A 25,411-nucleotide genomic window follows, 5' to 3' on the forward strand; every position below is an offset into this window, starting at 1 on the left:
AACAATTATACCAAATAGAGGGGGTCATTGTTTTTTGTGCTAAAAACAGCTACAATCCTTGCAATAGCAGGGTTTTAAATAAATAAAACAAAGATAGTGTTAACACTATCTTATAGGGGAGGGGGAATGCATTATGAAAGTTCTATTGTGTGTTAGACAAGATTATTACAGAAATTTTGCAGTGGATTCTATGAAGGTAATTAAAACAGCTGAATATTTGCGAAAATTAGGGGTAACTGTAGATATAAATGATGGTGGAATATATGATTATTCTAGTTATGATATAGTACATTTATTTAATATTGACAAAGCAGGTGAAACATATAGATATTATAAGACTGCACATTTTTACAAAAAAAACTTAGTAATATCTCCTATGCATTGGGATATGAAAAAACATCACATGATAAACAATGAGATTGAAAGTTTGAAGTTATATGAAAAGTGTAGCAGCTATAAACAAGAAATTTTGAAAAAAAGCAAAGCTATTATTTGTAATAGTGAATTAGAAAAGGAACTTATTCAGAGTGAATTTCATGTTAAGGTGGAAAGCGAAGTCATACACAATGGTGTAGAAGTAGAAAATGATGATATACCATTATATAATTTTACTGAGAGATATAATTTAAACAATTATGTTTTATGTGTTGGTAGGATAAGTGAAAGCAAAAATCAACTTGCTTTATGTAGAATATGTGCAGAACTTGGGAAACAGTTAGTTTTAATTGGAAATGTAAATGACAATGAGTACCTTAAAGAATGTACTAATTTTAAGAACGTAGTCCATTTAGGATTTATGGATAATTATAATGTATATAATGCATATAGATTTGCAAAGGTGCACGTAAATCCAAGTTATGTAGGAATGCCTGGTTTATCATCACTTGAGGCAGCAGCAAGTGGGTGCAATATTGTTTCAACTAAAGATGGATGTGCAAAAGAATATTTTAAAGAAATGGCTTTATACTGTGATCCATATGATAATAAAAGTATGTACGATGCAGTGAAAAATGGGTTTGAAAAGCATAAGGATAACATTCTTAAAAATTACGTTAATCAAAACTATAACTATAAGAAACTAACAAATGATTTATATAAAATTTATTTAGAAATCCTTAAATAAAGATTTTTTCTCATATTATGCTATAACTAAAAGTATATATTGCTAGAGTGCTTGCGCATCGCTAAGAAATTCTAAAATTTATTTTGTTTGCATCTGCTAAAAAATTCAAACTCGCTTTGCTCAAACATGAATTTTTCTTAACGCAGCTACAAAAAAAATAAATTAAGAATTACTAAAGCTTGCTTAAATGCATTCTACGCAATATATACTTTTGTTAGCATAATATGAGAAAAAAGATATCATTTAAATAGTTTTCCTTAGCTAAATTAAGCATACTTTTAGAAGCAGAGAATTCATCTAAATCGCATACACCTGATGGATTACATTTAAACCGTTCATTAGTAAAAGCATTTACTTGATAAATATTAATCATTATTAACCTACATTTAAGTATACTATTATTTGAATGATTTCCTATAGTGCGTTTCTCACAGAGAGTATAAATTTAGCTCTGTCTAAGGGGTTTACACCAATTCTTTCCCTTACTGCTCCTATTTCTAAGGAGCAGGGCTCGTAGCCTGAAAAACTGGTTGTCATTACTGCTTTTCCAGAAGAAATTTTTCCAAGGTCCCCGGGATATTCAAGGGAAGTAGATACTGGTATTTTACCTTTTATTGTAAAGCTACTGTTGTGTATAAATGGAGTATCAAAGCTACCGCGCATTTTTATAATATCATTTAAAACTCTTCCACCTACATTCTCAGGCACTGTAATTCTAAAATTAATTATTGGTTCAAGTAGTGTGGTACCTATTACGCGTAGGCCTCTCATTATGCCCATGGCGGCGGAAGCTGCAAAGTCACCTGACCGTGAATGCATAACATGGTCTTCACCCTGAGTGAAGGTTATTTTTAAATCAGTAACTGGCCAACCATAGATACCTTGACTTAAAATCTTATCAAGATTATCTTCTATTTCTCTTTGATATTTTATTTTTACCTTTTCAGTTCTAACCTTAGATTCATAGATAAGTCCACTTCCTTTTGGTAGTGGCTCAATAAAAAATTCAACTATAGCCCAACAGGGTTTAGGCATAGTGTAACGTGATTCACCATAGCCACTTGATATAGGAGTTTCCCTGTAGATTACAGAAGGCGGACCAAAAGTAACTTGAACATTAAATCTTTCCATTAAAATATCTTCAATATATTCAATCTGAATTTTACCCATAATCCTAAGATGAATTTCTTTTTTTTCTTTTATCCATAACACGTTAAGAAGAGGATCTTCATCTTGAAGTATTGTTAAAGCATCAACTAAAGTTACATAATCTTCTTCTAATTTTGAATAAATTCTTAAGGTGAGAAGAGGAGTTGCAATAGTTTTAAGAATGGGAATATGGGTTTTGCTTCCCAGGACATCGTATATGCTACAATTTAAGCCACTTACCATTACTAGATCACTGCTACTAGCGGTTGATACATCAATTGGCTTTTGATTAACGACTTTTTTTATCATAGTAATTTTTTCTTTTTTGTTTGTAGTTACATTTAAAATATCATCTCTAGTTGAGATCAATCCACTAAATATTTTTATATGAGCTATTTTACCTAATGTTTTGTTATGGGATATTTTATATACAAGGGCTGATAGATCTGAATCATCTAAATTATCAGGTCCTGGGAGGTAATCGATTATGCTATCAAGCAACTCATTAATTCCTTCACCTCTTAATGCTATGCCATATAGCACAGGGTAAATTTGACCACTATTTGCTTGCAGAACTATCTCACTTTTTATTATTTCTAGGGTTAAAGTCCCGTCGAAGAATTGATTTAAAATTTCTTCATTGTTATTACCTAGTATATCTATTATATCTTCAAGTAACTGTTTAAACGATTCATCTTTTATTTCTAATATATTTTTAGAAGAATTTACATTGTCAAATATGTTTTTGACAATAAATTCGTTGTTTTTTTCATAAACTAACTGTAGTGGTATAAGTTTATTAGTTAGAAACTTTTTCATATCCTTAATAGTTTTATAGGGAGATGCCCCAATACGGTCTAGTTTGTTTATAAAAAATACTGAAGGTGTATTTAATTCTTTTAAAGCATTAAAATATACCTCTGTTTGAGGTTGTACTCCCTCGACACAAGATAATACAACTATAGCTCCATCTAGAACGCCTATACTTCTTTCTACTTCAGAACTAAAATCAATATGTCCAGGGGTATCTATAACATGTACATTAGTTCCTTTGTAAGTGAAATCTGTTTCAGCAGCTTTAACTGAAATACCTCTTTGTTTTTCCATAGCTAAAGAATCTGTATGGGTTGTACCCTTATCTACGCTGCCTAGAATTCTACTGGAACCACTTTGGTAAAGTAGTTGCTCGGTTAAAGTTGTTTTACCAGCATCTACATGAGCTACTATTCCAATATTTCTAATATTATTTTTTATTGTCATATTCATATCTCCATTAGCAATTTTTTGTACTAGGCTTTCTCAAATAATAAAGAAGAAGTAAGCTAGTCTATTTTTTATTATATTCCATTATTTTTGTTGTGTCCATTGGCATAAAACATGAAAATAAACGCTTATATTAATGTAAAATGTTTTAATGACTTAATTTATTACAACATTTATTGTATAATAGGATATAGAAGACTTATTAGGAGAGATGCAAATGAAGAAGATTGAATTATTAGCACCTGCTGGTAGCATGGAAAGTGTATATGCAGCAGTTCAAATGGGAGCAGATGCAATTTATATGGGAGGAAGCAAGTTCTCGGCAAGAGCTTACGCTTCTAATTTTGATGAAGAAAATATAACTATTGCAGTAGATTATTGCCATATTTATGGGGTACGCGTATATGTTACTTTAAATACGCTAGCAAAGGATAATGAATTAAAAGAAATTATGGAGTATGTAGGATTTTTATATAGCATTGGAGTTGATGCATTGCTTGTCCAAGATACTGGGTTAATATATTTGATAAGAAACAATTTTCCGGATTTTGAATTGCATGCGTCAACGCAAATGACGGTTCACAATGGAGAAGCTGCCTTATTTTTAAAGAAGATTGGGTTTATTAGAATTGTTCTGTCAAGAGAGCTTAGTTTAGAAGAAATTGATTTTATATCTAATACTTTAAACGTGGAAACAGAAGTTTTTGTTCATGGAGCTTTATGTATATGTTATTCAGGACAGTGTCTTATGAGTAGCATTATTGGCGGTAGAAGTGGGAATAGAGGCAGATGTGCCCAACCATGTAGATTACCATATACTTTGATAGATAAGGTTAATAACAAAGAACATAAGGCATACCTATTAAGCCCTAAGGATACTTGCACATTAGATAGTTTAAAAGATATAGTTGCAAGTGGTACATCTTCACTTAAAATTGAAGGAAGAATGAAAAGAGCAGAATATGTTGCAGGTACAGTGGAAATATATAGACGTGCGCTTAATAATATTTATAATAATAAGATACAAAAATTAGATAAGGATACTAAAGTTTTAACTCAATTATTTAATAGAGAAGGATTTTCAAAGGCATATTTATATGGTAATAAAGGAAAAGATATGATGGCATACAAAGTTCCTAAAAATTCTGGAATTGCAATTGGAACAGTGGCGAGTGATTTAACGGTAACACTTTTAGAAGATGTTGTTTTAAAAGATGGTGTAATGTTCCTTGAGGATGGGTTTACAATATCTAAAATTATAAAGGACGGAGTAGATGTAGAAGTAGCACTAAAGGGTGATAGGGTTTTATTAAAACCAACTAAATTTAAAGCTGGAGACTCCTTATATAAAATAACAGATGTTTTATTAATGAATAAGCTCGCTCAAAGTTATAGTGATAAATATAGAAGGAAAATTGGAATAAATCTTTTAATAGAATTTAGTGTGAATAAACCGCTAAGAATAAGTACGAATTATCTTGGTAGAACTTTTGAAATGATCGGAGAACTTGTTCAAAAAGCCATAAATAAGCCACTAGATAAAGATCGTATAATTAAGAGTTTATCTAAAACAGGAGATACACCTTTTTTAATAAATGAGGTTACTTTTGAAAGTTTCGAGGATGGATTTATGCCAATGGCATCATTAAACTTAGTGAGAAGAGAATTAGTGGAATCTGTGCAAAACTTTATAATAGAAAAGTATAAACGAGAGAATACTAAAACACAGATTAATTATAATAAAGGACTTTCACTACAAGAAGATAATAAGGATATAGAATTAACACAGGAAAAAGATAAAATTATGCCTGAAACTCTTATTGTAGTTTCAACAGCTTCTCAGTTAAAGGCTACAATGAAAATGGGATTTAATAATATTGCTATAAATCCTTTTATGCGTGGATGCACAATGGATCTAAACATAAAGGATGTAAATATTTATATTAAAGTTCCCAATATTATTAAGGGTGAATTTGAAAGTGTTTGTGAGTTTATAGAAAATAATCTAGGTAATATAAAAGGTATTATAACTGCTAATTTGGGTATAATTAGTAGGTTTAATAAAAGAACAATGATTATCGGTGATTATAAATTAAATATTTTCAACAGTTATGCAGGAGATTTCTATAAGGAATTTCTTACTGGAACTTGTATTAGTACTGAATTAAATGCAACAGAAATAAAAAAAATTGCGTATAAAAGTTCACTGCCACTTCAAATTATGGCATATGGAAAATATGAACTTATGGTTAGTGAGTATTGCGTCATTGGTAGCGTTTTTGGTAATAAGAGTGAAAATAAGACTTGCCTTGGTAATTGCAGCAAAGGAGATTATACACTTAAAGACAGAAAAGGTGTAGAATTTAGCATTAGAACTGACAAATATTGTAGAAGTTATATCTATAATAATGTTGCGGTTAATTTAATACCTAATATAGAGGAAATTAAAAAGAATAAAATTATTTCATTTAGATTAGATTTTATAGAAGAAAGTTATGATGAAACTATTGAAGTCCTTACAAATTATATTAACAAAGAGTGGCAAGGAGAATTTAAAAATTATACAAGAGGTCATTATAAAAGAGGCGTTGAATAATCAATAATATTTACGTCTAATAAACTATAAATTTTTTAACAAAGGGAAGACGGTGGATCATGAATAAAAAATCATTAAAGGTTTTAGAATATTATAAAATTAAAGAGAAAATTAAAACATATACCCATACTACGGCCGGTAAAGATATTATAGATAATTTGGAGCCTTACACAAATGTTTATGAAGTAAAGGAACACTTACAAGAAACTAATGAGGCGTTACTTCTTTTATCAAGAAAAGGAAGTGCTCCTTTTGAGGGTATATATGATGTTCGCTCTGCAATAATAAGAGCATCAAAGGAAGCCACACTTATGCCAACGCAACTTTTAAGAATAGCCCAAATGCTGCGATGTGCCAGATTATTTCAAAATTATGTTGGTAACAATGGGGATGAACTTTCATCGAGAGTTTTAGATGACATATGTATTGGAATTGTTCCGATAAAAAAATTAGAAGACGAAATCTTTATAGCTATAATTAGTGATGAAGAAATCTCTGATAGGGCTAGTAGTTTACTCTTTAGTTTAAGAAAATCTCTAAAAGATAAGAATGCCTCGGTAAAAGATAAGGTAACTTCGTTAGTTAGGAGCTATGCCAGATACCTTCAAGAAAGTCTTTATACTATAAGAGGGGATAGATATGTAATTCCCGTTAAAATAGAACATAAAGCGAGTGTACCAGGAATTGTGCATGATCAAAGTTCTTCAGGAGCTACGCTTTTTATTGAGCCAATGAGTTTAGTAAATTTAAATAATGAAATTAAGGAAATTATGTTAAAGGAAAAAGCTGAGGTTGAGAGGATTTTAGCAGAACTTTCCTACAAAATATATGAAAATATAAATATAGTTTCAAGTAATGCAAATATAGTATGGGAATTGGATTCTATTTTTGCAAAAGCAGGGTATGCAATAGAGATTAATGCTATTATACCAAAGGTTAATGAAGATGGAATAATAGATATAATTGAGGCAAGGCACCCACTTATAGATCCAAAGGTTGTAGTACCTAGTAATATATATTTAGGCCGAGAGTTTACGTCTCTTGTAATAACAGGACCCAATACAGGTGGTAAAACAGTAACGTTAAAAACTGTTGGGTTAATTCAACTTATGGCTATGAGCGGAATTTTAATTCCAGCAAGAGAAGGTTCTATGGTAAGTTTTTTTGATGAAATTTTCGCAGATATAGGGGATGAACAAAGCATAGAGCAAAGTTTATCTACCTTTTCTTCTCATATGACAAATATAGTAAATATAATTGCAAAAGCAGATATAAAATCTTTAGCTCTATTTGATGAATTAGGAGCTGGTACAGATCCTACAGAGGGAGCAGCACTTGCCGTTTCAATACTCGAAAATTTAAGAGCAAGAGGTACAAAAGTTGTTGCAACTACTCATTATAGTGAATTAAAAGGATATGCGTTAAAAACTTCAGGGGTGGAAAATGCTTCTGTAGAATTTAATGTGGACACACTAAGTCCAACCTATAGATTAATAATCGGAGTACCAGGTAAATCAAATGCTTTTGAAATTTCAAAAAGATTAGGACTTCCTGATTACATTATTAAAAGTGCTAGAGAAAATATTTCTATAGAGACCTTAGAGTTTGAAGAATTAGTACAAAGTTTACAAGAAAAGAGCATAAAAGCGCAGAGAGATGCTAGGGAGTCTGAGGTTTTAAAACAAGACGCTAGCAAGCTAAAAGACAAATATCAGGAAAAATTATATAAACTTGAAAACATTCGTGAAAATGCAATGTATGAAGCTCAAAGGGAAGCAAAGAGACTTATAAAAAGCGCTAAGGAAGAATCTGATATTATTCTTAAAAATATGAGAGAACTAGAAAAGCTAGGATATTCATCTGAAGCAAGGCAAAAGCTTGAAGAGGAAAGAAAAAAAATTAAAAATAAGCTTGATAGTATAGAAATTCATGTAGAAAAAAATAATAATGATCTAGGAGAAAAAATAAAAAATGTAAAACAAGGAGAAGAGGTATTTTTGCCATCTCTTAACCAGAAGGTAATTGTAATTTCAAAGCCAGATAAAAAAGGTGAGGTACAGGTTCAAGCTGGTATCATGAAGATAAACGTTAAAGTAGATGATTTACGTGTATCAAAGCTTTCTCAGGAAGATAAGAAAAAAGCTAAGATAAAAAAGAGAGAAATGAAGCTAAATCTAAGTAATGTATCTACCTCAGTTGATCTAAGAGGCATGGATTCGGAGGAGGCTATTTTTACTGTTGATAAATATTTAGATGAAGCTTGCCTTGGAGGACTTAAGGAAGTTACTATTATCCATGGTAAGGGAACGGGGGTTTTAAGAAATGCTATCACTGATATGCTAAAGAGGCATGGTCATTCTAAAACATATAGATTGGGAAATTATGGTGAGGGTGGTAGCGGAGTTACTGTAGTAGAGATCAAATAAATAAAAGCCTAATAAAGGATGGTTAGATATGATTATTGTAAGTGCTTGCTTATGCGGTATTAATTGTAGATATGATGGTGGCAATAATTTAGATGAGCGCGTACTTAAATTATTAGAAGAAGGGAAAGCGATGCCTGTTTGTCCAGAACAACTAGGCGGGCTAGAGACTCCAAGGGAGCCATGTGAAATTTTAAATGGGAATGGTCTTGATGTAATAGATGGTAAAGCAACTATTATTGGACCTGTGAATAATGACAAAACTGCTAAGTTTTTAAGAGGTGCTTATGAAACTCTTAAAATAGCAGAGGTTATAGGCGCAACCTGTGCTGTTTTAAAAGCGAGAAGTCCTTCTTGTGGAGTTTCTAAAATATATGATGGAACCTTTAGTAGTACTCTAAGGTCGGGAAATGGAGTTACTGCTGAGCTTTTGATATCCAAAGGCATAAAGGTTTTTACCGAGGAAAATTTAAATGATATAAAATTATGACTAGAAATAAAAAGAACTCCAAAATTGGAGTTCTTTTTAGTTCTAGTCAACAGTTATGTGCACCGCATCTTCTTCAAGAACAACTTTTATATATTCAACTTCAGGGTCTTCGGTTCCTTGAACATATAATCCAGTGTTTTTTAACTTCTCAACATAATCTACAATCTCTTTAGTTATTCTTTCACCAGGACAAAGAACTGGTATGCCAGGTGGATAAGCCATTAAGAATTCACCGCTTATCATACCAACGCTTTTCTTTATTTCTACCGCGGTATTTACGCTATTGAATGCTTCACGAGGAATTTGAACTTGCTCTGGAATACTAGGTATATCAATAAAATCAATTTTTTTTGTGCCCTTACCATAATATTCATAACTTATTTCTCCTAGAGCCTTTAGCAATTGCTCCATTCCATCTCTCGTATCACCAAATGACCCAACTGCTAATATATTATAAATATCAGATAACTCCATTTGTATGTGATATTTATTAGAAAGTATCATATCTAAGTCATAACCTGTTATGCCGAGTTCACGACAAGTTATTGTGATTTTAGTTGGATCAAAAGCATAAGCTCCAAAGCCATTTAAAATTTCTTCGCCGAAACAATAAAATCCGGGTATTTTATTTACTTCACTTCTTACATAATTACATAAGTCAATGGTTTTTTCTAATAGTTCAGTCCCGTTTAATGCAATTTGTCTCCTTGCACAATCAAGGGATGCCATTAGTATGTAGGATGGTGATGTTGTGTGCATTAAGTTTATTAGTTGTTTAACTCTAGCGGGGTTTACAAGCTTTGAATTTACATGCAGCATTGAACTTTGAGTTAATGACCCTATAATTTTATGTGTACTTTGAGCACAGATATCTGCACCAGCTTCCATTGCGGAGATTGGTAATCTACTATTAAAATTAAGATGAGGGCCATGAGCTTCATCAACTATAAGAGGGATGTCATATTCATGAACCATCTCTGCAATTCTTTTAATATCAGTGGAAACGCCATAGTATGTAGGATTTATTATAAGTACAGCTTTTGCATCAGGGTTATTCTTTAAGGTTTCTTCGACTGTTTCTGGAGAAACCCCATGAGCAACTCCTATTTTCTTATCTAGCTCTGGTTGCATATAAACTGGAATAGCACCAGATAAAATGATACCGCCAGTTATTGATTTATGTACATTCCTAGGTACAATAATTTTATCGCCAGATCCAACTACAGACATAATCATAGCTTGAATGGCACCAGATGTTCCATGAACTGAGAAAAATGATGCATCAGCACCATAGGCATCTGCTGCTAATTCCTGAGCTTTTTTAATAGGACCGGTTGGGTGGTGAAAACTGTCAACTAGTTTAAAAACTGTAACGTCAATTTTAAAAGGGTTTTCTCCCATGAATTTTTTGAATTGTTCATCAGCTCCTAAGCCTTTTTTATGACCAGGTACATGAAAAGGTAAGGTATCTCTGTCAACATATTCCATTAAAGCATCAAATAATGGAGTTTCATTTTGATTTAATCTATACATTTTATACACCCCTTTCAAAAGAATTTATATTAACTATTTAAATCGCTATTAAAAATATATTCATTCAGCCAATTTATAATTATAGAGGATTAGATATGCAATTGCAATTATAATCCTTTATAATTATAAATTAATACAAAATAATTGGATTTAAAATCTTAAGAAAATAACAATTTGTAATAAAGACATCAACAATACCTTTTATTTGTGATAGGTTGATAGTATAATATGGTAGACTAAAGGGATGTTGTTACAAAAAATTAGAGAAAATATCAATTGTTGTTTTCTATAGAAAAACATGAGGAGGTCAATATATATGACGTATAAAGAAAAATATGAGAAGTGGATTAATTCAAGTTTTATAGATGCAGAATTAAAGAAAGAACTTGCACAATTAGTAGATGAAAAAGAAATTGAAGATAGATTTTATAAGGACTTAGAGTTTGGTACAGGTGGACTAAGAGGCTTAATAGGTGCGGGTACGAACAGAATGAATATACATACAATAGGAAAAGCTACTCAAGGTTTATCGGACTATTTAAAATCAAAACATACCGGAAAAATTTCAGTTACCATAGCATATGATTCAAGAAATATGTCAATAGAATTTGCAAAAGCCGCTGCAGAAACTCTTTGTGCTAATGGTATTTCAGTAAATTTATTTGAAAAATTAACACCAACACCAATTTTGTCTTATGCTGTTCGTAAAATGGAAAGTAAGGCTGGAATTGTTATTACTGCATCACATAATCCTAAAGAATATAACGGATATAAGGTTTATGGAGAAGATGGAGGACAAGTTACTGATGAAGTTGCAAAAAATATTATAACTTGCGTAGGTAGCGTAGAAGACTTTTCTAAAGTTAAAAATATGGGTTTTGATAATGCGAGGCAAAGTGGAATATTAACAATTATTGGAGAACCCATTTATTTATCATATATGGATAAGGTTAAGAATTTAACTATAAGAAAAGAATTGGTTGATAAATATGCTAGTGATTTAAAAATAATTTATACTCCTATTCATGGATCTGGAAATATACCTGTTAGAAGAGTTTTAAAAGAATTAGGTTATAATAATGTGTTTGTTGTTAAAGAACAAGAGATGCCAAATGGAAATTTTCCAACAGTACCATATCCTAATCCAGAAGAACCAAAGGTGTTTGAGTTAGCATTAGAAATGGCAAAGGATATTAATCCAGATATTATTTTTGGTACAGATCCTGATTGTGATCGAATTGGAGTAGTAGTTAAGGGTGATGAAGGAAAATATAAGGTATTGTCAGGGAATCAGACAGGGGTATTATTAAGTAATTATATACTAAATTCATTAAGTGAGACTAAACAATTGCCGAGTAATGGTGTTTTAATAAAAACTATTGTTACTACAGATATGGTAGATACTATTTCTAAAAAATATAATGTAGAAGTGTTAGATGTGCTTACAGGTTTTAAATATATTGGAGAAAAAATTAAAGAGTTTGAAAAGACATGTGAGAAAGACTTTATTTTTGGATTTGAAGAAAGTTTTGGCTATTTAGCAGGAAATTTTGTTAGAGATAAAGACGCGGTTATAGCTGCAATGCTTATTTGTGAAATGACACTTTATTATAAAAATAAAGGCCTTAGTTTGTATGACGCTTTGATTGGTATTTACAAGGAACATGGATACTATAAAGAAGGTTTAGTTTCAATAGAACTCAAAGGAAAAGATGGTGCAAATAAAATAATTAATATATTAGAAAATCTAAGGAATTCAATGAAAGAATCCATAAATAATAATAGGATTATAAAAAAAATGGATTATAAATTGAGTTTAGAAATGGATTTAATTAGCAATACCAAAAAATCTATTAAATTACCGAAATCAAATGTATTAAAATTTGTATTAGAGGATGGTTCTTGGTTTGTAGTTAGGCCATCAGGTACAGAACCAAAAATGAAAATTTATCTATCGGTTAAGGGAGATTCTTTGGAAAATGCATCTGAAAAGCTAATTGATTTAAGAAAAGACGTTATGGAAACAATTGATAAGGCAGGTATAAATTAAAGAAAAGTAGGAAGGTGTAAGTATGGATATGAAAACATATTTTTCAGAAAAATTAGCAGCACTTCTTTTTTTAGAAATAAAAAAGAATAGTAAAATCAACGATTTTGTAATTTTGGAGGATATTTATTTTCCTGTGAGAACTAATGAAATAATCCAAAAGGTAAAGAAAAAGGAAGATTTTAAAAATATACAAGTTAATTTGTTTATAGAGGGAATGTTTTATGTAATAGGTGCAGATGAACACTTTAAATATAATGAAGAGTATAAAAAAATTATTAACACTGTACCAAATTCCACAGGATTTATTAAGAGTGTAATATTTAAAGAAATTAAAGCTGAAAATTATGAAGAAGCATATATTATTTTAAAAGGATTATTAGTAATAGAGGAAAGTATAGATAATTATGATAAAATTTTTCTTTTAGTTGATAAATTAAGACTTAAAAATATTATGTTTAAGGAAGAAGAACTAAAACTCGTAGAAAAAGCTAAAAATATTACTCATTATAGTAATTCATATTTATATGAGGCATTAGTATTAAATAGTGAAAAGAAACATGAATTAGCATTAATGGCTTTAAGAAATTATACTACCAATGGTGGGGAACAAACTTTAGATGTTATTGAACTTAAAAATTCATTGGAAACCATAACAGGTTTTGAAAAAGCAAAAGAGTTAGTGCAGTCGGATCCTAAAGAGGCACTTAAAATTTTAATACCTTTGATAAATCAATTAGGAGACAGACCAGATATATATTATCATTGCGCTGTTGCCTATAGAATTCTACAAAATTATGAGAAAGCAATATATTATTTAAATGAGGCAGTGGCAATTGATAAGGATTTAATTGAGGTGATTAATGAATTTGGAATTAATTATGCTTGCCTTGAAAATTACGAGATGGCAATACAATATTTTAGGAAAGCATTTGAAGTTACAAAATCTATAGAGATATGTACAAATCTAGTTATGTGTTATCTAAATGTAGAAAATGTTGAACAAGCAAGGATACATTTGGAGATAGCTAAAAAAATAGATGCGAAGGATGAAGTTGTGATCGATTTAGAAAAACTTTTTACTAAAAGCAAATAATGGTGTAGATAGAATATTTAATGTAATGTGATACATATTTTGGGCAAAGATGGACATAATATTATAAATAGAAAATTTGGAGCATTTATTAGAGGAGAGAAGAATTATGAGAGTTAAGAAGGCTATAATACCAGCAGCTGGGCTTGGCACAAGGTTTTTACCAGCTACAAAAGCGCAACCTAAAGAAATGCTGCCAATTGTTGATAAACCAACAATACAGTATATTATAGAGGAGGCAGTTGCAGCAGGAATTGAGGAAATATTAATTATAACAGGAAGAAATAAAAGAGCTATCGAGGACCATTTTGATAAGTCAGTTGAACTTGAATACCAGTTACAAAAAAATGGTAAAGATGAAGTTCTAAAGATGGTTCAAAATATATCCAACTTAGCGAATATTTATTATATACGTCAGAAAGAACCTAAAGGTCTAGGTCATGCGATAAGTTGTGCAAAAACTTTTGTTGGAAATGAACCTTTTGCTGTAATGCTTGGTGATGATGTGGTAGATAGTGATGTGCCTTGCCTTAAACAACTTATAGATTGTTACTCAAAATATGAGACTTCAATTATAGGAGTTCAAGAGGTTCCTGAAAGTGAAGTTTCCAAATATGGTATTGTAGATGGAATATCAGTAGAAGACAGAGTTTATAAGGTTAAAGATGTTATAGAAAAGCCTAAAGCAAATGAAGCTCCATCAAATATAGCAATACTTGGAAGATATATTATAACACCTAGAATATTTGATATTTTGGAAAATACAAAGCCAGGTAAAGGTGGCGAAATACAACTTACTGATGCTTTAAAAACCTTAATATCAGAGGAAGATATGTACGCTTATAATTTTGAGGGTAGAAGATACGATGTTGGGGATAAAGAAGGATTTTTAGAAGCGACTGTAGAATATGCACTTAAACGAGATGAGCTTAAAGAAACCTTTATGAAATATCTTTTAACTATTAAGGACAATGATATGTTTAAAGAAATTTATAGTAAATGTACTAATAATCAAAATAAATAATGCAAATAGAAAGCTAGTAAAACTAGCTTTTTATTTGTATAAAATAGAAGTTATAATCAGTTAGATGAATTTTTTTGAATAAAAATTTAGGGACTTTAACAAAACAAAATTTGTATTAATTTAAAGAAATATAAATAAATAGTTAATATATTCTTATAAATTATACAAATAGAATGATTTAGGATATAATAGTACATGCTGACAGATGTTATTATGATTATGAAAGTATAAAAAATATGTTGAATAATTTTAGAAATGATGTAAAATGGTTAGGGAGAGTTGCGACGATTTAAACGAGATAAAGTATAAGAACACAATAAAACTGATGAAAAAATCTTTGCGATTAAACATATATTATTTTTAATGGATGTAAAAGTTTATACAGATAAAAAAGTGTATAAGAAAGATAATGTATTAAATAAGACCTTTAAGGTTGCAGGAGGTAACAAAATGTTTCAGTTAAAAGATGAATTACTATTAAAATTAAAGAATAAAACAGCTAGACTTGGTGTAGTTGGACTTGGTTATGTGGGATTGCCACTAGCTGTAGAGAAGGCTAAGGTAGGATACGAGGTAATAGGGTTTGATGTTCAAGATAAAAAGGTTCAAATGGTAAATGAAGGACGTAATTATATTGGTGACATTGTAGATGAAGATTTAGATAAATTAGTCAAATCTGGAAAACTTAAAGCTACTACAGATTTTAGTTTTGTTAAGGATGTTGATACAGTATGTATTGCCGTTCCTACACCACTTGATTTATATAAACAACCAGATTTATCATATGTAGTTGAATCAACTAAAAGTGTAGCTAAGTACTTACATAGGGGAATGCTTGTAGTACTTGAAAGTACTACATACCCAGGAACAACAGAAGAAGTGCTTAAACCAATACTTGAGGAATCTGGACTTAAATGTGGAGTCGATTTTTTCTTAGCGTTTTCTCCAGAGAGAATTGATCCAGGAAATAAACAATTTAATACAAAAAATACTCCTAAGGTAGTCGGAGGATGTACTAAAGATTGTACTGAAGTAGCTGGGATGTTATATAGAAGTGTGCTTGAGGGAGATATATTAGAGGTGTCTTCACCAGCAGTAGCTGAAATGGAAAAAATACTTGAAAATACTTTTAGAAATGTAAATATAGCATTAGCTAATGAAATGGCTATTTTGTGTAAAAGAATGAATATAGATATTTGGGAAGTAATAGATGCAGCTAAAACTAAACCTTATGGCTTTATGCCATTTTACCCGGGTCCAGGGCTTGGTGGACATTGTATACCTCTTGATCCATTCTATCTTGAGTGGAAAGCAAAAGAGTTTGATTATCATACAAAATTAATAGAAGCATCAGGTATAATTAATGATTACATGCCTGAATTTGTGCTTGAAAATGTTATGAAACTTTTAAATGGTCAGAAAAAAGCTTTAAACGGAGCAAAAGTGCTTCTTATGGGTGCAGCTTATAAGAAAGATATAGATGATATGCGCGAGTCACCAACATTAAAGGTTATAGAACAGTTAGAAAAGAATGGTGCTGACATCATTATAAATGATCCGTTTATACCTAAGTTCACACATAACGGCAAAGAATATATAACTGTAAATTGGGAAGATGAAATAAAACATGCAGATATAGTGATCATAACAACAGATCACAGTAGTTATGATTATGAAAGAATTGTGGCAGAAGCTACTTTGTTATATGATACTAGAAATGCTACAAAACATGTTGTAAATAATAGAGAAAAGATAAATAAGCTTTAAAAAACATCTAAAGTGATTATTTAATATAATAAATATGGCATGCAAGCATTGTAAACTATTTTATAATATTGCATGCCAAAATTATAGAAATCACTATTTTATTAACCAACAGATATAAGTAGTGAGAAATCTTGAAGAACATTTACTTAAAGATGCTGTGTTTTAAGGGATATTATAAGGAGGAATTTAAATGAAAAAAATACGTATGGCAATAATAGGATGCGGAAGAATTTCATATAAACATGTAGAGGCTATAATTCAAAATAGGGATGAAATTGAACTTGTATCAGTTTGTGACGTTGTAGAAGCTAATGCTGTCGCTAAAAAAGATGAATACATAGAAAAAACAGGTAACAACGTAGAAGTTAAAGTTTACACGGATTATAAAGAAATGCTTGAAAAAGTAGATATCGATATGGTGTCAATTGCTACTGAAAGTGGTTATCATACAGAAATAGCTATATATTGTATGAATAAAGGGAAACATGCACTTGTAGAAAAACCGATGGCTTTATCTACTCAAGATGCTGACAGAATGATTGAATGTGCAAATAAAAATAATGTTAAGCTTTGTGTTAGTCATCAAAACAGATTTAATGAGCCAATACAAAAGCTAAGAGCTGCAGTTGAGGAGAATAGATTTGGAAAATTAGTTAATGGAACAGCAAGAATCCTTTGGAACAGGAATATGGGATATTATACTCAAGCACCATGGAGAGGAACTTGGGAACTTGATGGTGGTACTTTGATGAACCAATGCATTCACAATATTGATTTATTACAATGGATGATGGGTGGAGAAATAGATACTGTTTATGCACAGTGTGGAACTTTTTTAAGAGACATAGAAGCTGAAGATTTTGGAGCAATAATCATTAGATTCAAAAATGGAGCCATAGGTGTAGTTGAAGGTTCTGCTTGCGTTTATCCTAAAAATTTAGAAGAAACACTAAGCGTATTTGGTGAAAAGGGCACTGTAGTTATAGGTGGAATTGCAGTTAATGCAATAGAAACTTGGAGATTCGGTGATAATAAGGATACCGAGGAAGAAATATTAAAGCAGCAAAAGGGAGACCCAGATTCAGTATATGGTTTTGGTCATACACCATTATTTAAAGACATGATAGATGCTATAAATACCAATAGACAACCGCTCATAAATGGAGTAGAAGGAAAAAAAGGTATGTCTATAATACTTGCAGCTTATAAATCAAGACTAACAGGACTTCCAGTTAAATTTCCAATGGGAGAATTTTCAACAATGCAGATGAAAAAATAGATATAAAGATATTATATGAAAAGGGGTTTTTTTCATGAAGTATGTTTCAGATAAAAGCAAATTGGGCAAAAATGTAACAATGGGACATTTTGTAGTAATAGATAATGAGGTAGTAATAGGTGATAATTGTGTTATAGGAAGTAATGTAGTTATACATGAAGGAACTATTGTAGGAGATAATGTTAGAATAGATGATAATACAGTAATAGGTAAAGAGCCTATGAGATCTGTAAACAGTATATTTAAAAGTGAAGAAAAATTACTACCAGCTAAAATTAATGAAGGATGCCTCATAGGGGCAGGCGTAATCATTTATTGTGGATGCGAAATTGGAGATAAAACATTAATTGCTGATACTGCTGTAATAAGAGAAAATGTAACAGTAGGTTTAAAAACAATTATCGGTCGTGGTACAACTATTGAAAATTTCTGCAAGATTGGTTCTAATTGCAAAATACAAACTAATGTATATATAACAGCATATTCATTAGTTGGAAATTATGTATTTATCGCACCTTGCGTCACAACATCTAATGATAATTATGCAGCACGTTCTAAAGAAAGATTTGGTAAATTTAAAGGTGTAACTATTAAAAATGGTGGTAGGATAGGGGCAGGAGCTGTTATTTTGCCAGGTATTACTATATATGAAGATGGTTTTGTAGCAGCAGGTAGTGTAGTTACAAAGGATGTTGAAGAAGGTGTTATTGTAGTGGGTAATCCAGCTAAGGTAATGCGCGATGTACCAGAGAATCAATTGCTTAAAAATCAGTAAAGGAAGTAAAGATGGGAAATTATAATTTTAGAAATTTAGAAAAGAATGAATATGGACTGTGGAATGAGTTTGTAGACAACTCGCCACAAGGTAGCATATTTGCTAAAACATTTTGGCTTGATGCAGTAGGATCATATTATAAAATATTAGGGTGTTTTGATAAAGGCAACAGGTTAGTAGCTGGGATGCCTATAACTGAAACTAATAAGGTACATGTATCAATGCCAAAGCTTACTCAAACACTGGGTATACTTTTTAATGACTTCTCCCAAATGAAATATGTGAAGAAAATTTCAAAAGAAAAAGATATAACTATGGAATTTGTAAATAATATTCCTAAGTTAAAGTTTTTTGATTGTGCATTTCATTATAATTTTACTAATTGGATGCCTTTTATGTGGAAGGGATATAAAGAGCAAACTAGATACACTTATGTAATAGAAGGTATCCAAGATATTGAAAAAGTAAGAGGTGCATTTTCAGATAGCACGAAGTCTGTTATTAAGAAGTGTATGGGTCTTAATTTAAAAGTAATTGATAGTTTGACACTTACTGATATGTATAGTATGCTGAAAAAAACTTTTGAAAGGCAAAAGATGGCGGTACCTTTTGATTTTAATTGGTTTAGTAACTTTGATAAAGTAATAAATAAAAACAAATCAAGAAAGATGCTTTTTACAGTGGATTCACAAAATAACCTTCATGCAGCATTATATCTTGTATATGATAGTAACTCTGCATATTACTTATTAGGTGGCGCTGATCCGAAATTTAGAAATAGTGGAGCTATGTATTTAAACATTTTTGAAGCTATAAAATATTCAGCAAAATTTACTAATAAATTTGATTTTGAGGGTTCAGTAGCTCCTCAGATAGAAAGTATGTTTAGGTCTTTTGGAGCGCTTCAAAAGCAATATTTCAGGATAAGTAAAAATAATTCGATTATTCTAAATTTGAAAGAGGATATAAGAAAGTACGGAAAAATCATACTTAGAAGGGGATAATTATGTATAAGAATAAAAAATTTCTCGCTATTATTCCAGCAAGAGGTGGTTCTAAGAGTATACCCAATAAAAATATTATGTCTATATGTGGTAAACCACTTATAGCTTATACAATTGATGCAGGAAAGAAATCTAAATATATAGATGAGATAATAGTATCAACGGATAGTGACGTAATTAAGGTGATAGCTCAGCAGTATGGAGCTAAAGTACCTTTCCTAAGACCAGAGGAATTATCAAATGATACTTCAAAATCTATAGATGTAGTAATGCATGTTATTGATTTTTATAAAAAGAATGATGTTAGTTTTGATTATGTAATATTATTACAACCAACGTCGCCACTAAGGACATTTGAACATTTGGATAATGCTATAGAGAAACTTATAGAGTCAAATAGCACATCACTTGTAAGTGTATGTGAAGCAGATGAAAATCCTGTCCTTATGAGAAGAATAGAAAATGAGAAACTAAAAGAAATTATAAGTTTTGAGGGAACAAATCTAAGACGTCAAGATTTACCTACTTTTTATAAATTTAATGGTGCATTATATATAGTTTCAAATGATATGTTAATAAATCAAAGAAAGTTTGTTGATGAAAATACAGTCCCTTATGTAATGGACAAAGAAAGCTCTATAGATATCGATACAATGCTCGATGCAAGACTTGTAGAACTTATAATAAAGGAGAGCATAGATGTTTAAGATAGAAAATAAAATTATAGGTGATGGAAACCGAGCGTTTATTATAGCAGAGGCTGGGGTTAATCACAATGGAGACGTTAATATTGCAAAACAACTGGTAGATAAAGCTATAATTTCAGGGGTTGATGCAATAAAATTTCAGACATTTAAAACAGAAAAGTTAGTTACTGGATATGCGGATATGGCTGCTTATCAAAAGAGTAATATTGGTCATACTTCATCACAGTTTAACATGTTAAAGAAACTGGAACTATCACAAGAAAGTTTTATAGAAATTCAAGAATATTGTAAATATAAGGAGATTATGTTTTTGTCTACTCCTTTTGATTTTGAAAGTGCAGATTTTTTAGAGTCTATAGGAATGTCAGCTTTTAAAATTAGTTCAGGAGACTTAACAAATATTCCTCTTTTAGAACATATAGCAAAATTTAATAAACCTATAATATTATCTTCTGGAATGGCAAATCTTTCGGAAATTGAAGAAGCATTAAATGCAATTTATTGTTTGGAAAATAGCGAGGTTGCTGTGCTTCACTGTACTTCGAATTATCCAGCTAAATTACAAAGTGTTAACTTGAATGCTATGAATACTATAAAAAATGCTTTTAAAGTTGTAAGCGGATATTCTGATCATACAAAGGGCATAACAGTGCCAATAGCGGCAGTAGCTATTGGAGCTAATATAATCGAGAAGCATTTTACAATAGATAAAAATATGCAGGGACCAGACCATAAAGCTTCATTAAATCCTACGGAACTAAAAGATATGGTTCAAGCAATTAGGGATGTGGAAATGTCACTTGGGAATGGTATTAAAAGGTATAATCCAAGTGAAGTAGATACAATGAAGGCTGCAAGAAAAAGTGTTGTTGCTTCTAGATATATAAAAAAAGGGCAGATTATAACTCTAATGGATTTGGATTATAAAAGACCTGGAACTGGACTTTCACCTAAATTTTATGTAGATATTGTTGGAAAGAAAACCAATAGAGATATAAAAATAGATGAACAAATAACTTTAAATATTATAGAATAGAAATTAACTAATTAGTTTCACGTTTATATACAATAGGAGAATAACAATTAATTGTTATTACCTAAGAGTGCTGCAAGGAGGATAAATATGAAAAGAAAGATAGCGGTTATAACAGGTACAAGAGCCGATTATGGAATATTTTACTATGTCCTTAAAGAAATTGAAAAACATGAAGATTTGGACCTTAAGCTTATTGTATGTGGAATGCATTTATGTCCTGAATATGGAATGACGATAAATGAAATAGAAAAAGATGGGTTTGATATAGCGGATAAGTTTGAAACTATATTAGCATCAGATACGGGTGCTTCTATGGCTAAATCAATAGGACTTTCAATTATAAGTATGGCTCAAAGTTTTGATCGCATAAAACCAGATCTTTTATTAATACTAGGGGATAGGGGAGAAATGCTTGCTGCAGCAACTGCAGCTATCCATATGAATATACCTGTGGCTCATATTCATGGGGGAGAAGTAACTGGAACAGTAGATGAATCTGTAAGGCATGCTATAACTAAACTTTCACATATACACTTTCCTGCTAATGATGATAGTAAGCAAAGAATCATCAAATTAGGTGAGAAAGAAAAGAATATTTATGTAGTAGGGGCACCAGGTCTTGATTATATTAAAAAAACACAATATATATCAAGAAGTGAAATGCTAAAGAGGTTTGAATTAAAAGATGATAAGATACTTTTATTAACGCAGCATCCAGTAACTACAGAACGGGACATGGTAGAATGGCAAATACGAGAAACACTTGATGCAGTTGTAGAACTAGGGTATCAAACTATAGTTTCATACCCTAACAGTGATAATGGCGGACGTGAAATCATAAAGGTAATTGAAGAATATAGAGCTAAATATCCATTCTTAAAGGTATTTAGAAACTTAAGTCAAGTAGAATACCTTAGCTTTTTAGATATAGCAGAGGTAATGATAGGGAATTCATCTTCAGGTATAATTGAAGCACCTAGTTTCAAGTTACCTGTAGTAAATATAGGTTCAAGACAGGATGGAAGATTAAGAGCTCATAATATAATAGATGTTCCTTATGGAAAAGAATCTGTTATAAGAGGTGTTAAAGAAGCAATATACGATGAGAGTTTTAAGAAGCAATTAGAAAATTGTATAAATCCTTATGGTGATGGCAATGCTAGCGAAAAAATAGCACGAATTATAAGTGAAGTAAAGCTAGATAGGCAACTTATACAAAAGAGAATTACTTATTAACTTAGAAATTAAAGTTGAGGTGAAATTATGGAGAAAATCGTACTTGTAGGTGCAGGTGGACACTGCAAGGTAATTATAGATATTATAAAAAGTGTTGGTAAATATGACATTATAGGTGTAACAGATACGACGTTTAGAGGCGAAAAATTAGTATTAGATATCCCTATAATAGGTGATGATAGTATTTTGAAAAAATTATATAATGATGGTGTAGAAAATGCTTTTGTATGTATTGGTGCACTTCAAAATATTAGACTTCGTGATAAGATATATAATAAATTAAAGGATATAGGCTTTAATATACCGGTACTTATACATAAAGATACAATAGTTTCATCTTATGCGAGTATTGCTTCTGGAACTTGTGTAATGCCAGGAGCTATAATTAATCCAGGTGTTTCCATAGAAGAAAATTGTATAATAAACACTGGTGTAGTAATTGAGCATGATTGTAAAATACAAAGGAATACCCATATCTCTCCTAAAGCATGTATAGCTGGTGGAGTGAAAGTTGGTCATGATACACATGTAGGGATGGGAAGTTGTATAATTCAAGCTCTACATATAGGTAATAATGTAATTATAGGAGCGGGAGCTGTGGTAATTAATAATGTAGTAGATAATGTGGTGACTGTAGGAGTTCCATCAAAAATTATAAAGCGCAGGTGATATTGTGAAATTTCCAATTGAAAATTATTGTATAGTAGCTAGTTCTACAATAAAAGAGACTATGAGAGTTATAGATAAAAATTTAACTGGTGGAGCGCTAGTTGTAAATAAAAATAATGAATTAGTGGGAACTATTACAGATGGCGATATAAGACGTGCTATGCTTAAGGATTTAAGCATAAATGATAGTATAGAGAGTACATATTTTAAAAATTTTAAATTTGTTACAGAAGAGCATAGTAAAAAGAAAGCAAAAGAGTATATGTTAAGTAACAATATAAGACAGGTTCCTGTAATTGATAAAGATAAAAAACTAATTGATTTATATTTTCTTGATGATATATTATCTTATGATAAAAAGGACAATTATGTTTTTATTCTAGCTGGAGGATTAGGAACTAGATTAAGACCACTAACTGAAACAGTACCAAAACCTATGTTATTAATTGGTAACAAACCAATACTAGAACTTATAATAGAACAGTTCAAAGAATATGGTTTTAATAACTTCATGATATCTCTTAACTATAAAGGAGAAATAATAGAGGAGTACTTTGAAGATGGGAAAAAATTTGGAGTAAACATAGAATATATTAGAGAAACAAAAAAACTAGGTACAGCAGGATCAATAGCGTTAGTTAAAGAAAAATTTGTTAAACCATTTATAGTTATAAATGGAGATATATTAACAGGAATAGATTTCGAAAAATTTTTAAATCATCATATTAAAAATAAGTTTAGTATAACTGTAGGTGTTAGAAATTATGAGGTAAATGTTCCTTATGGTGTATTAGTTACTGATAATATGCTTATAGAGTCTTTGGAAGAAAAACCTACATACAAATTTAATATTAATGGTGGAGTATATGTAGTAAATCCAGAAATCATAAAATATATACATAAAAATGAAGTTTATAATATGACAGACCTAATAGAAGATGCAATTAATAATAAATATAAGTCAGGTATATATGAAATAACTGAGTATTGGAAGGACATAGGACAAATAGAGGACTATAGAAAAGCCAACACGGATGTTGATAAATTTTTCAAACTATAAAAAAGGAGTAGATTAAATGAATTGGCAAGGAAAAAAAGTTTTGATTACTGGTGCTGAAGGTTTCATAGGAAGTCATTTAACAGAAAGATTAGTGGAACTTGGAGCAGATGTTACGGCGCTCGCTCAATATAACTCATTTAATAACTGGGGATGGATTGATACTTTTGATAAAAAGATTAAAGACAGTATAAAAGTTGTTACTGGTGATATAAGAGAATATGATGGAATGAAAAGAATTATAAAAGGGCAAGAAGTTGTGCTTCATCTTGCAGCACTTATTGCTATTCCATATTCTTATTTATCCCCTATGGCCTATGTAAGAACAAATGTTGAAGGTACCACTAATGTTTTAGAAGCGTGTCGAGAATACGACATAGAAAAAATTGTACATACATCAACGTCTGAAACTTATGGAACAGCCCTTTATGTACCAATTGATGAAAAACATCCAATGCAAGGTCAGTCTCCCTATTCAGCATCTAAAATAGGAGCAGATAAAATGGCTGAGAGTTATTATAAAAGCTTTAATATGCCTATAGCAACTATTAGGCCATTTAACACTTATGGACCAAGACAATCTGCAAGAGCTGTAATCCCAACGATAATATCTCAAATACTTGCAGGTAAAACAGAAATTAAACTTGGAAGTTTAACTCCAACTAGAGATTTTAACTTTGTTAAGGATACTGCTGAGGCATTCATAAAAATAGCGGAAAGTGAAAAAACTATTGGTGAAGTTATTAATGCTGGTTCAAATTATGAAATAACTATAGGCGAAACGGTTAAAAAAATAATAAAAATAATAGGAAAAGATGTAAAAATCATTTGTGATGATGAGAGATTAAGACCTACAAACAGTGAAGTTAATAGATTATGGGCTGATAATACTAAAATAAAAGAATTAACAGGTTGGAAACCAAATTATAATATAGACAGAGGCCTCGAAGCAACAGTAGAGTGGATAAAAAACAATATGCAGTATTTTAAAACAGACATATACAATGTTTAACAAAAGAATAACGTTTAAAAAAATAGGAGGTTTTTGTTATGATACCTTTATGTATACCAGAGATACGAGGCAATGAACTCAAATACGTAAAAGACTGTATAGATACTAATTGGGTATCTTCAGTAGGA

The 25,411-nt window shown here is 30.7% G+C and carries 20 protein-coding genes; 17 read left to right on the forward strand and 3 right to left on the reverse strand.

What is annotated here, in order from left to right; genetic code table 11:
• The first annotated feature begins 133 nt into the window (after positions 1-133).
• A complete protein-coding gene (locus KPL37_RS15885) occupies positions 134-1,123 on the forward strand; it encodes a glycosyltransferase family 4 protein (protein ID WP_216150947.1) in 990 nt (329 codons plus the stop codon).
• A gap of 214 nt (positions 1,124-1,337) precedes the next feature.
• Here the strand turns inward: KPL37_RS15885 and KPL37_RS15890 are convergent, their stop codons facing one another.
• Complete coding sequence (locus tag KPL37_RS15890; RefSeq protein WP_216150948.1) at positions 1,338-1,496, reverse strand: PhzF family phenazine biosynthesis protein; 159 nt, start codon at positions 1,494-1,496, stop codon at positions 1,338-1,340.
• A 41-nt stretch (positions 1,497-1,537) separates the two neighbouring features.
• Positions 1,538-3,532, reverse strand: a complete 1,995-nt coding sequence (locus KPL37_RS15895) for an elongation factor G (protein ID WP_216150949.1) — start codon at positions 3,530-3,532, stop codon at positions 1,538-1,540.
• 220 nt (positions 3,533-3,752) lie between these two features.
• Here KPL37_RS15895 and KPL37_RS15900 point away from each other — a divergent pair, with 220 nt between their 5' ends.
• The 3 genes from KPL37_RS15900 to KPL37_RS15910 are packed head-to-tail and all read left to right on the forward strand — an operon-like array spanning position 3,753 to position 9,044.
• Positions 3,753-6,131: a U32 family peptidase gene (locus KPL37_RS15900; RefSeq protein WP_216150950.1), complete on the forward strand. Its 2,379-nt coding sequence runs from the start codon at positions 3,753-3,755 to the stop codon at positions 6,129-6,131.
• Between the two features lie 59 nt (positions 6,132-6,190).
• Positions 6,191-8,557, forward strand: a complete 2,367-nt coding sequence (locus KPL37_RS15905) for an endonuclease MutS2 (protein ID WP_216150951.1) — start codon at positions 6,191-6,193, stop codon at positions 8,555-8,557.
• A 28-nt stretch (positions 8,558-8,585) separates the two neighbouring features.
• Entirely contained in the window at positions 8,586-9,044 is a 459-nt protein-coding gene (locus tag KPL37_RS15910) for a 2-thiouracil desulfurase family protein (protein WP_216150952.1), read from the forward strand.
• Between the two features lie 42 nt (positions 9,045-9,086).
• On the opposite strand, the gene KPL37_RS15915 is transcribed toward KPL37_RS15910, so the two are convergent.
• Positions 9,087-10,577: an aminotransferase class I/II-fold pyridoxal phosphate-dependent enzyme gene (locus KPL37_RS15915; protein ID WP_216150954.1), complete on the reverse strand. Its 1,491-nt coding sequence runs from the start codon at positions 10,575-10,577 to the stop codon at positions 9,087-9,089.
• A gap of 316 nt (positions 10,578-10,893) precedes the next feature.
• On the opposite strand from KPL37_RS15915, the gene KPL37_RS15920 reads away from it, so the two are divergent.
• The 13 genes from KPL37_RS15920 to KPL37_RS15980 all read left to right on the forward strand — a co-directional run bounded on the left by KPL37_RS15920 (position 10,894) and on the right by KPL37_RS15980 (position 25,283).
• Positions 10,894-12,627, forward strand: coding sequence for a phospho-sugar mutase (locus KPL37_RS15920; protein ID WP_216150956.1), 1,734 nt, complete (start codon positions 10,894-10,896; stop codon positions 12,625-12,627).
• Between the two features lie 22 nt (positions 12,628-12,649).
• Positions 12,650-13,720: a tetratricopeptide repeat protein gene (locus tag KPL37_RS15925; protein ID WP_216150957.1), complete on the forward strand. Its 1,071-nt coding sequence runs from the start codon at positions 12,650-12,652 to the stop codon at positions 13,718-13,720.
• Between the two features lie 106 nt (positions 13,721-13,826).
• Positions 13,827-14,741, forward strand: coding sequence for a UTP--glucose-1-phosphate uridylyltransferase GalU (gene galU, locus KPL37_RS15930; protein WP_216150959.1), 915 nt, complete (start codon positions 13,827-13,829; stop codon positions 14,739-14,741).
• A 450-nt stretch (positions 14,742-15,191) separates the two neighbouring features.
• Complete coding sequence (locus tag KPL37_RS15935; protein WP_216150979.1) at positions 15,192-16,508, forward strand: nucleotide sugar dehydrogenase; 1,317 nt, start codon at positions 15,192-15,194, stop codon at positions 16,506-16,508.
• A gap of 190 nt (positions 16,509-16,698) precedes the next feature.
• Positions 16,699-17,787 carry a Gfo/Idh/MocA family protein gene (locus KPL37_RS15940; RefSeq protein WP_216150961.1) on the forward strand — a complete coding sequence of 363 codons (1,089 nt, stop codon included), beginning with the start codon at positions 16,699-16,701 and terminating at the stop codon, positions 17,785-17,787.
• Positions 17,788-17,821: 34 nt separating this feature from the next.
• Complete coding sequence (locus KPL37_RS15945; protein WP_216150963.1) at positions 17,822-18,562, forward strand: N-acetyltransferase; 741 nt, start codon at positions 17,822-17,824, stop codon at positions 18,560-18,562.
• 11 nt (positions 18,563-18,573) lie between these two features.
• The gene (locus tag KPL37_RS15950) at positions 18,574-19,566 is read left to right on the forward strand and encodes a GNAT family N-acetyltransferase (protein WP_216150965.1); all 993 of its coding nucleotides are present in this window, start codon (positions 18,574-18,576) and stop codon (positions 19,564-19,566) included.
• Between the two features lie 2 nt (positions 19,567-19,568).
• The gene (locus KPL37_RS15955) at positions 19,569-20,273 is read left to right on the forward strand and encodes an acylneuraminate cytidylyltransferase family protein (protein ID WP_216150967.1); all 705 of its coding nucleotides are present in this window, start codon (positions 19,569-19,571) and stop codon (positions 20,271-20,273) included.
• A complete protein-coding gene (neuB, locus tag KPL37_RS15960) occupies positions 20,266-21,309 on the forward strand; it encodes an N-acetylneuraminate synthase (RefSeq protein WP_216150969.1) in 1,044 nt (347 codons plus the stop codon). The genes KPL37_RS15955 and neuB overlap by 8 nt, the downstream gene beginning before the upstream one ends.
• A gap of 87 nt (positions 21,310-21,396) precedes the next feature.
• Positions 21,397-22,545: a UDP-N-acetylglucosamine 2-epimerase gene (neuC, locus tag KPL37_RS15965; RefSeq protein WP_216150971.1), complete on the forward strand. Its 1,149-nt coding sequence runs from the start codon at positions 21,397-21,399 to the stop codon at positions 22,543-22,545.
• Between the two features lie 27 nt (positions 22,546-22,572).
• Positions 22,573-23,214 (forward strand): acetyltransferase, encoded by a 642-nt coding sequence (locus tag KPL37_RS15970; RefSeq protein WP_216150973.1) that lies wholly within the window; start codon positions 22,573-22,575, stop codon positions 23,212-23,214.
• Positions 23,215-23,218: 4 nt separating this feature from the next.
• On the forward strand, positions 23,219-24,274 hold the full coding sequence (locus tag KPL37_RS15975; protein ID WP_216150975.1) for a nucleotidyltransferase family protein: 1,056 nt from the start codon (positions 23,219-23,221) through the stop codon (positions 24,272-24,274).
• A 16-nt stretch (positions 24,275-24,290) separates the two neighbouring features.
• Entirely contained in the window at positions 24,291-25,283 is a 993-nt protein-coding gene (locus KPL37_RS15980; protein WP_216150977.1) for an NAD-dependent 4,6-dehydratase LegB, read from the forward strand.
• Positions 25,284-25,411 lie beyond the last annotated feature (128 nt).

Source organism: Clostridium frigoris, assembly GCF_018861865.1.
Taxonomy (GTDB): Bacteria; Bacillota; Clostridia; order Clostridiales; family Clostridiaceae; genus Clostridium_AD; species Clostridium_AD frigoris.

Bases quoted from the DNA above. Each gene is read 5' to 3' on its own strand.
- KPL37_RS15885 (WP_216150947.1), top strand. From the start codon at position 134: ATGAAAGTTCTATTGTGTGTTAGACAAGATTATTACAGAAATTTTGCA.
- KPL37_RS15890 (WP_216150948.1), bottom strand. From the start codon at position 1,496: ATGATTAATATTTATCAAGTAAATGCTTTTACTAATGAACGGTTTAAA.
- KPL37_RS15895 (WP_216150949.1), bottom strand. From the start codon at position 3,532: ATGACAATAAAAAATAATATTAGAAATATTGGAATAGTAGCTCATGTA.
- KPL37_RS15900 (WP_216150950.1), top strand. From the start codon at position 3,753: ATGAAGAAGATTGAATTATTAGCACCTGCTGGTAGCATGGAAAGTGTA.
- KPL37_RS15905 (WP_216150951.1), top strand. From the start codon at position 6,191: ATGAATAAAAAATCATTAAAGGTTTTAGAATATTATAAAATTAAAGAG.
- KPL37_RS15910 (WP_216150952.1), top strand. From the start codon at position 8,586: ATGATTATTGTAAGTGCTTGCTTATGCGGTATTAATTGTAGATATGAT.
- KPL37_RS15915 (WP_216150954.1), bottom strand. From the start codon at position 10,577: ATGTATAGATTAAATCAAAATGAAACTCCATTATTTGATGCTTTAATG.
- KPL37_RS15920 (WP_216150956.1), top strand. From the start codon at position 10,894: ATGACGTATAAAGAAAAATATGAGAAGTGGATTAATTCAAGTTTTATA.
- KPL37_RS15925 (WP_216150957.1), top strand. From the start codon at position 12,650: ATGGATATGAAAACATATTTTTCAGAAAAATTAGCAGCACTTCTTTTT.
- galU (WP_216150959.1), top strand. From the start codon at position 13,827: ATGAGAGTTAAGAAGGCTATAATACCAGCAGCTGGGCTTGGCACAAGG.
- KPL37_RS15935 (WP_216150979.1), top strand. From the start codon at position 15,192: ATGTTTCAGTTAAAAGATGAATTACTATTAAAATTAAAGAATAAAACA.
- KPL37_RS15940 (WP_216150961.1), top strand. From the start codon at position 16,699: ATGAAAAAAATACGTATGGCAATAATAGGATGCGGAAGAATTTCATAT.
- KPL37_RS15945 (WP_216150963.1), top strand. From the start codon at position 17,822: ATGAAGTATGTTTCAGATAAAAGCAAATTGGGCAAAAATGTAACAATG.
- KPL37_RS15950 (WP_216150965.1), top strand. From the start codon at position 18,574: ATGGGAAATTATAATTTTAGAAATTTAGAAAAGAATGAATATGGACTG.
- KPL37_RS15955 (WP_216150967.1), top strand. From the start codon at position 19,569: ATGTATAAGAATAAAAAATTTCTCGCTATTATTCCAGCAAGAGGTGGT.
- neuB (WP_216150969.1), top strand. From the start codon at position 20,266: ATGTTTAAGATAGAAAATAAAATTATAGGTGATGGAAACCGAGCGTTT.
- neuC (WP_216150971.1), top strand. From the start codon at position 21,397: ATGAAAAGAAAGATAGCGGTTATAACAGGTACAAGAGCCGATTATGGA.
- KPL37_RS15970 (WP_216150973.1), top strand. From the start codon at position 22,573: ATGGAGAAAATCGTACTTGTAGGTGCAGGTGGACACTGCAAGGTAATT.
- KPL37_RS15980 (WP_216150977.1), top strand. From the start codon at position 24,291: ATGAATTGGCAAGGAAAAAAAGTTTTGATTACTGGTGCTGAAGGTTTC.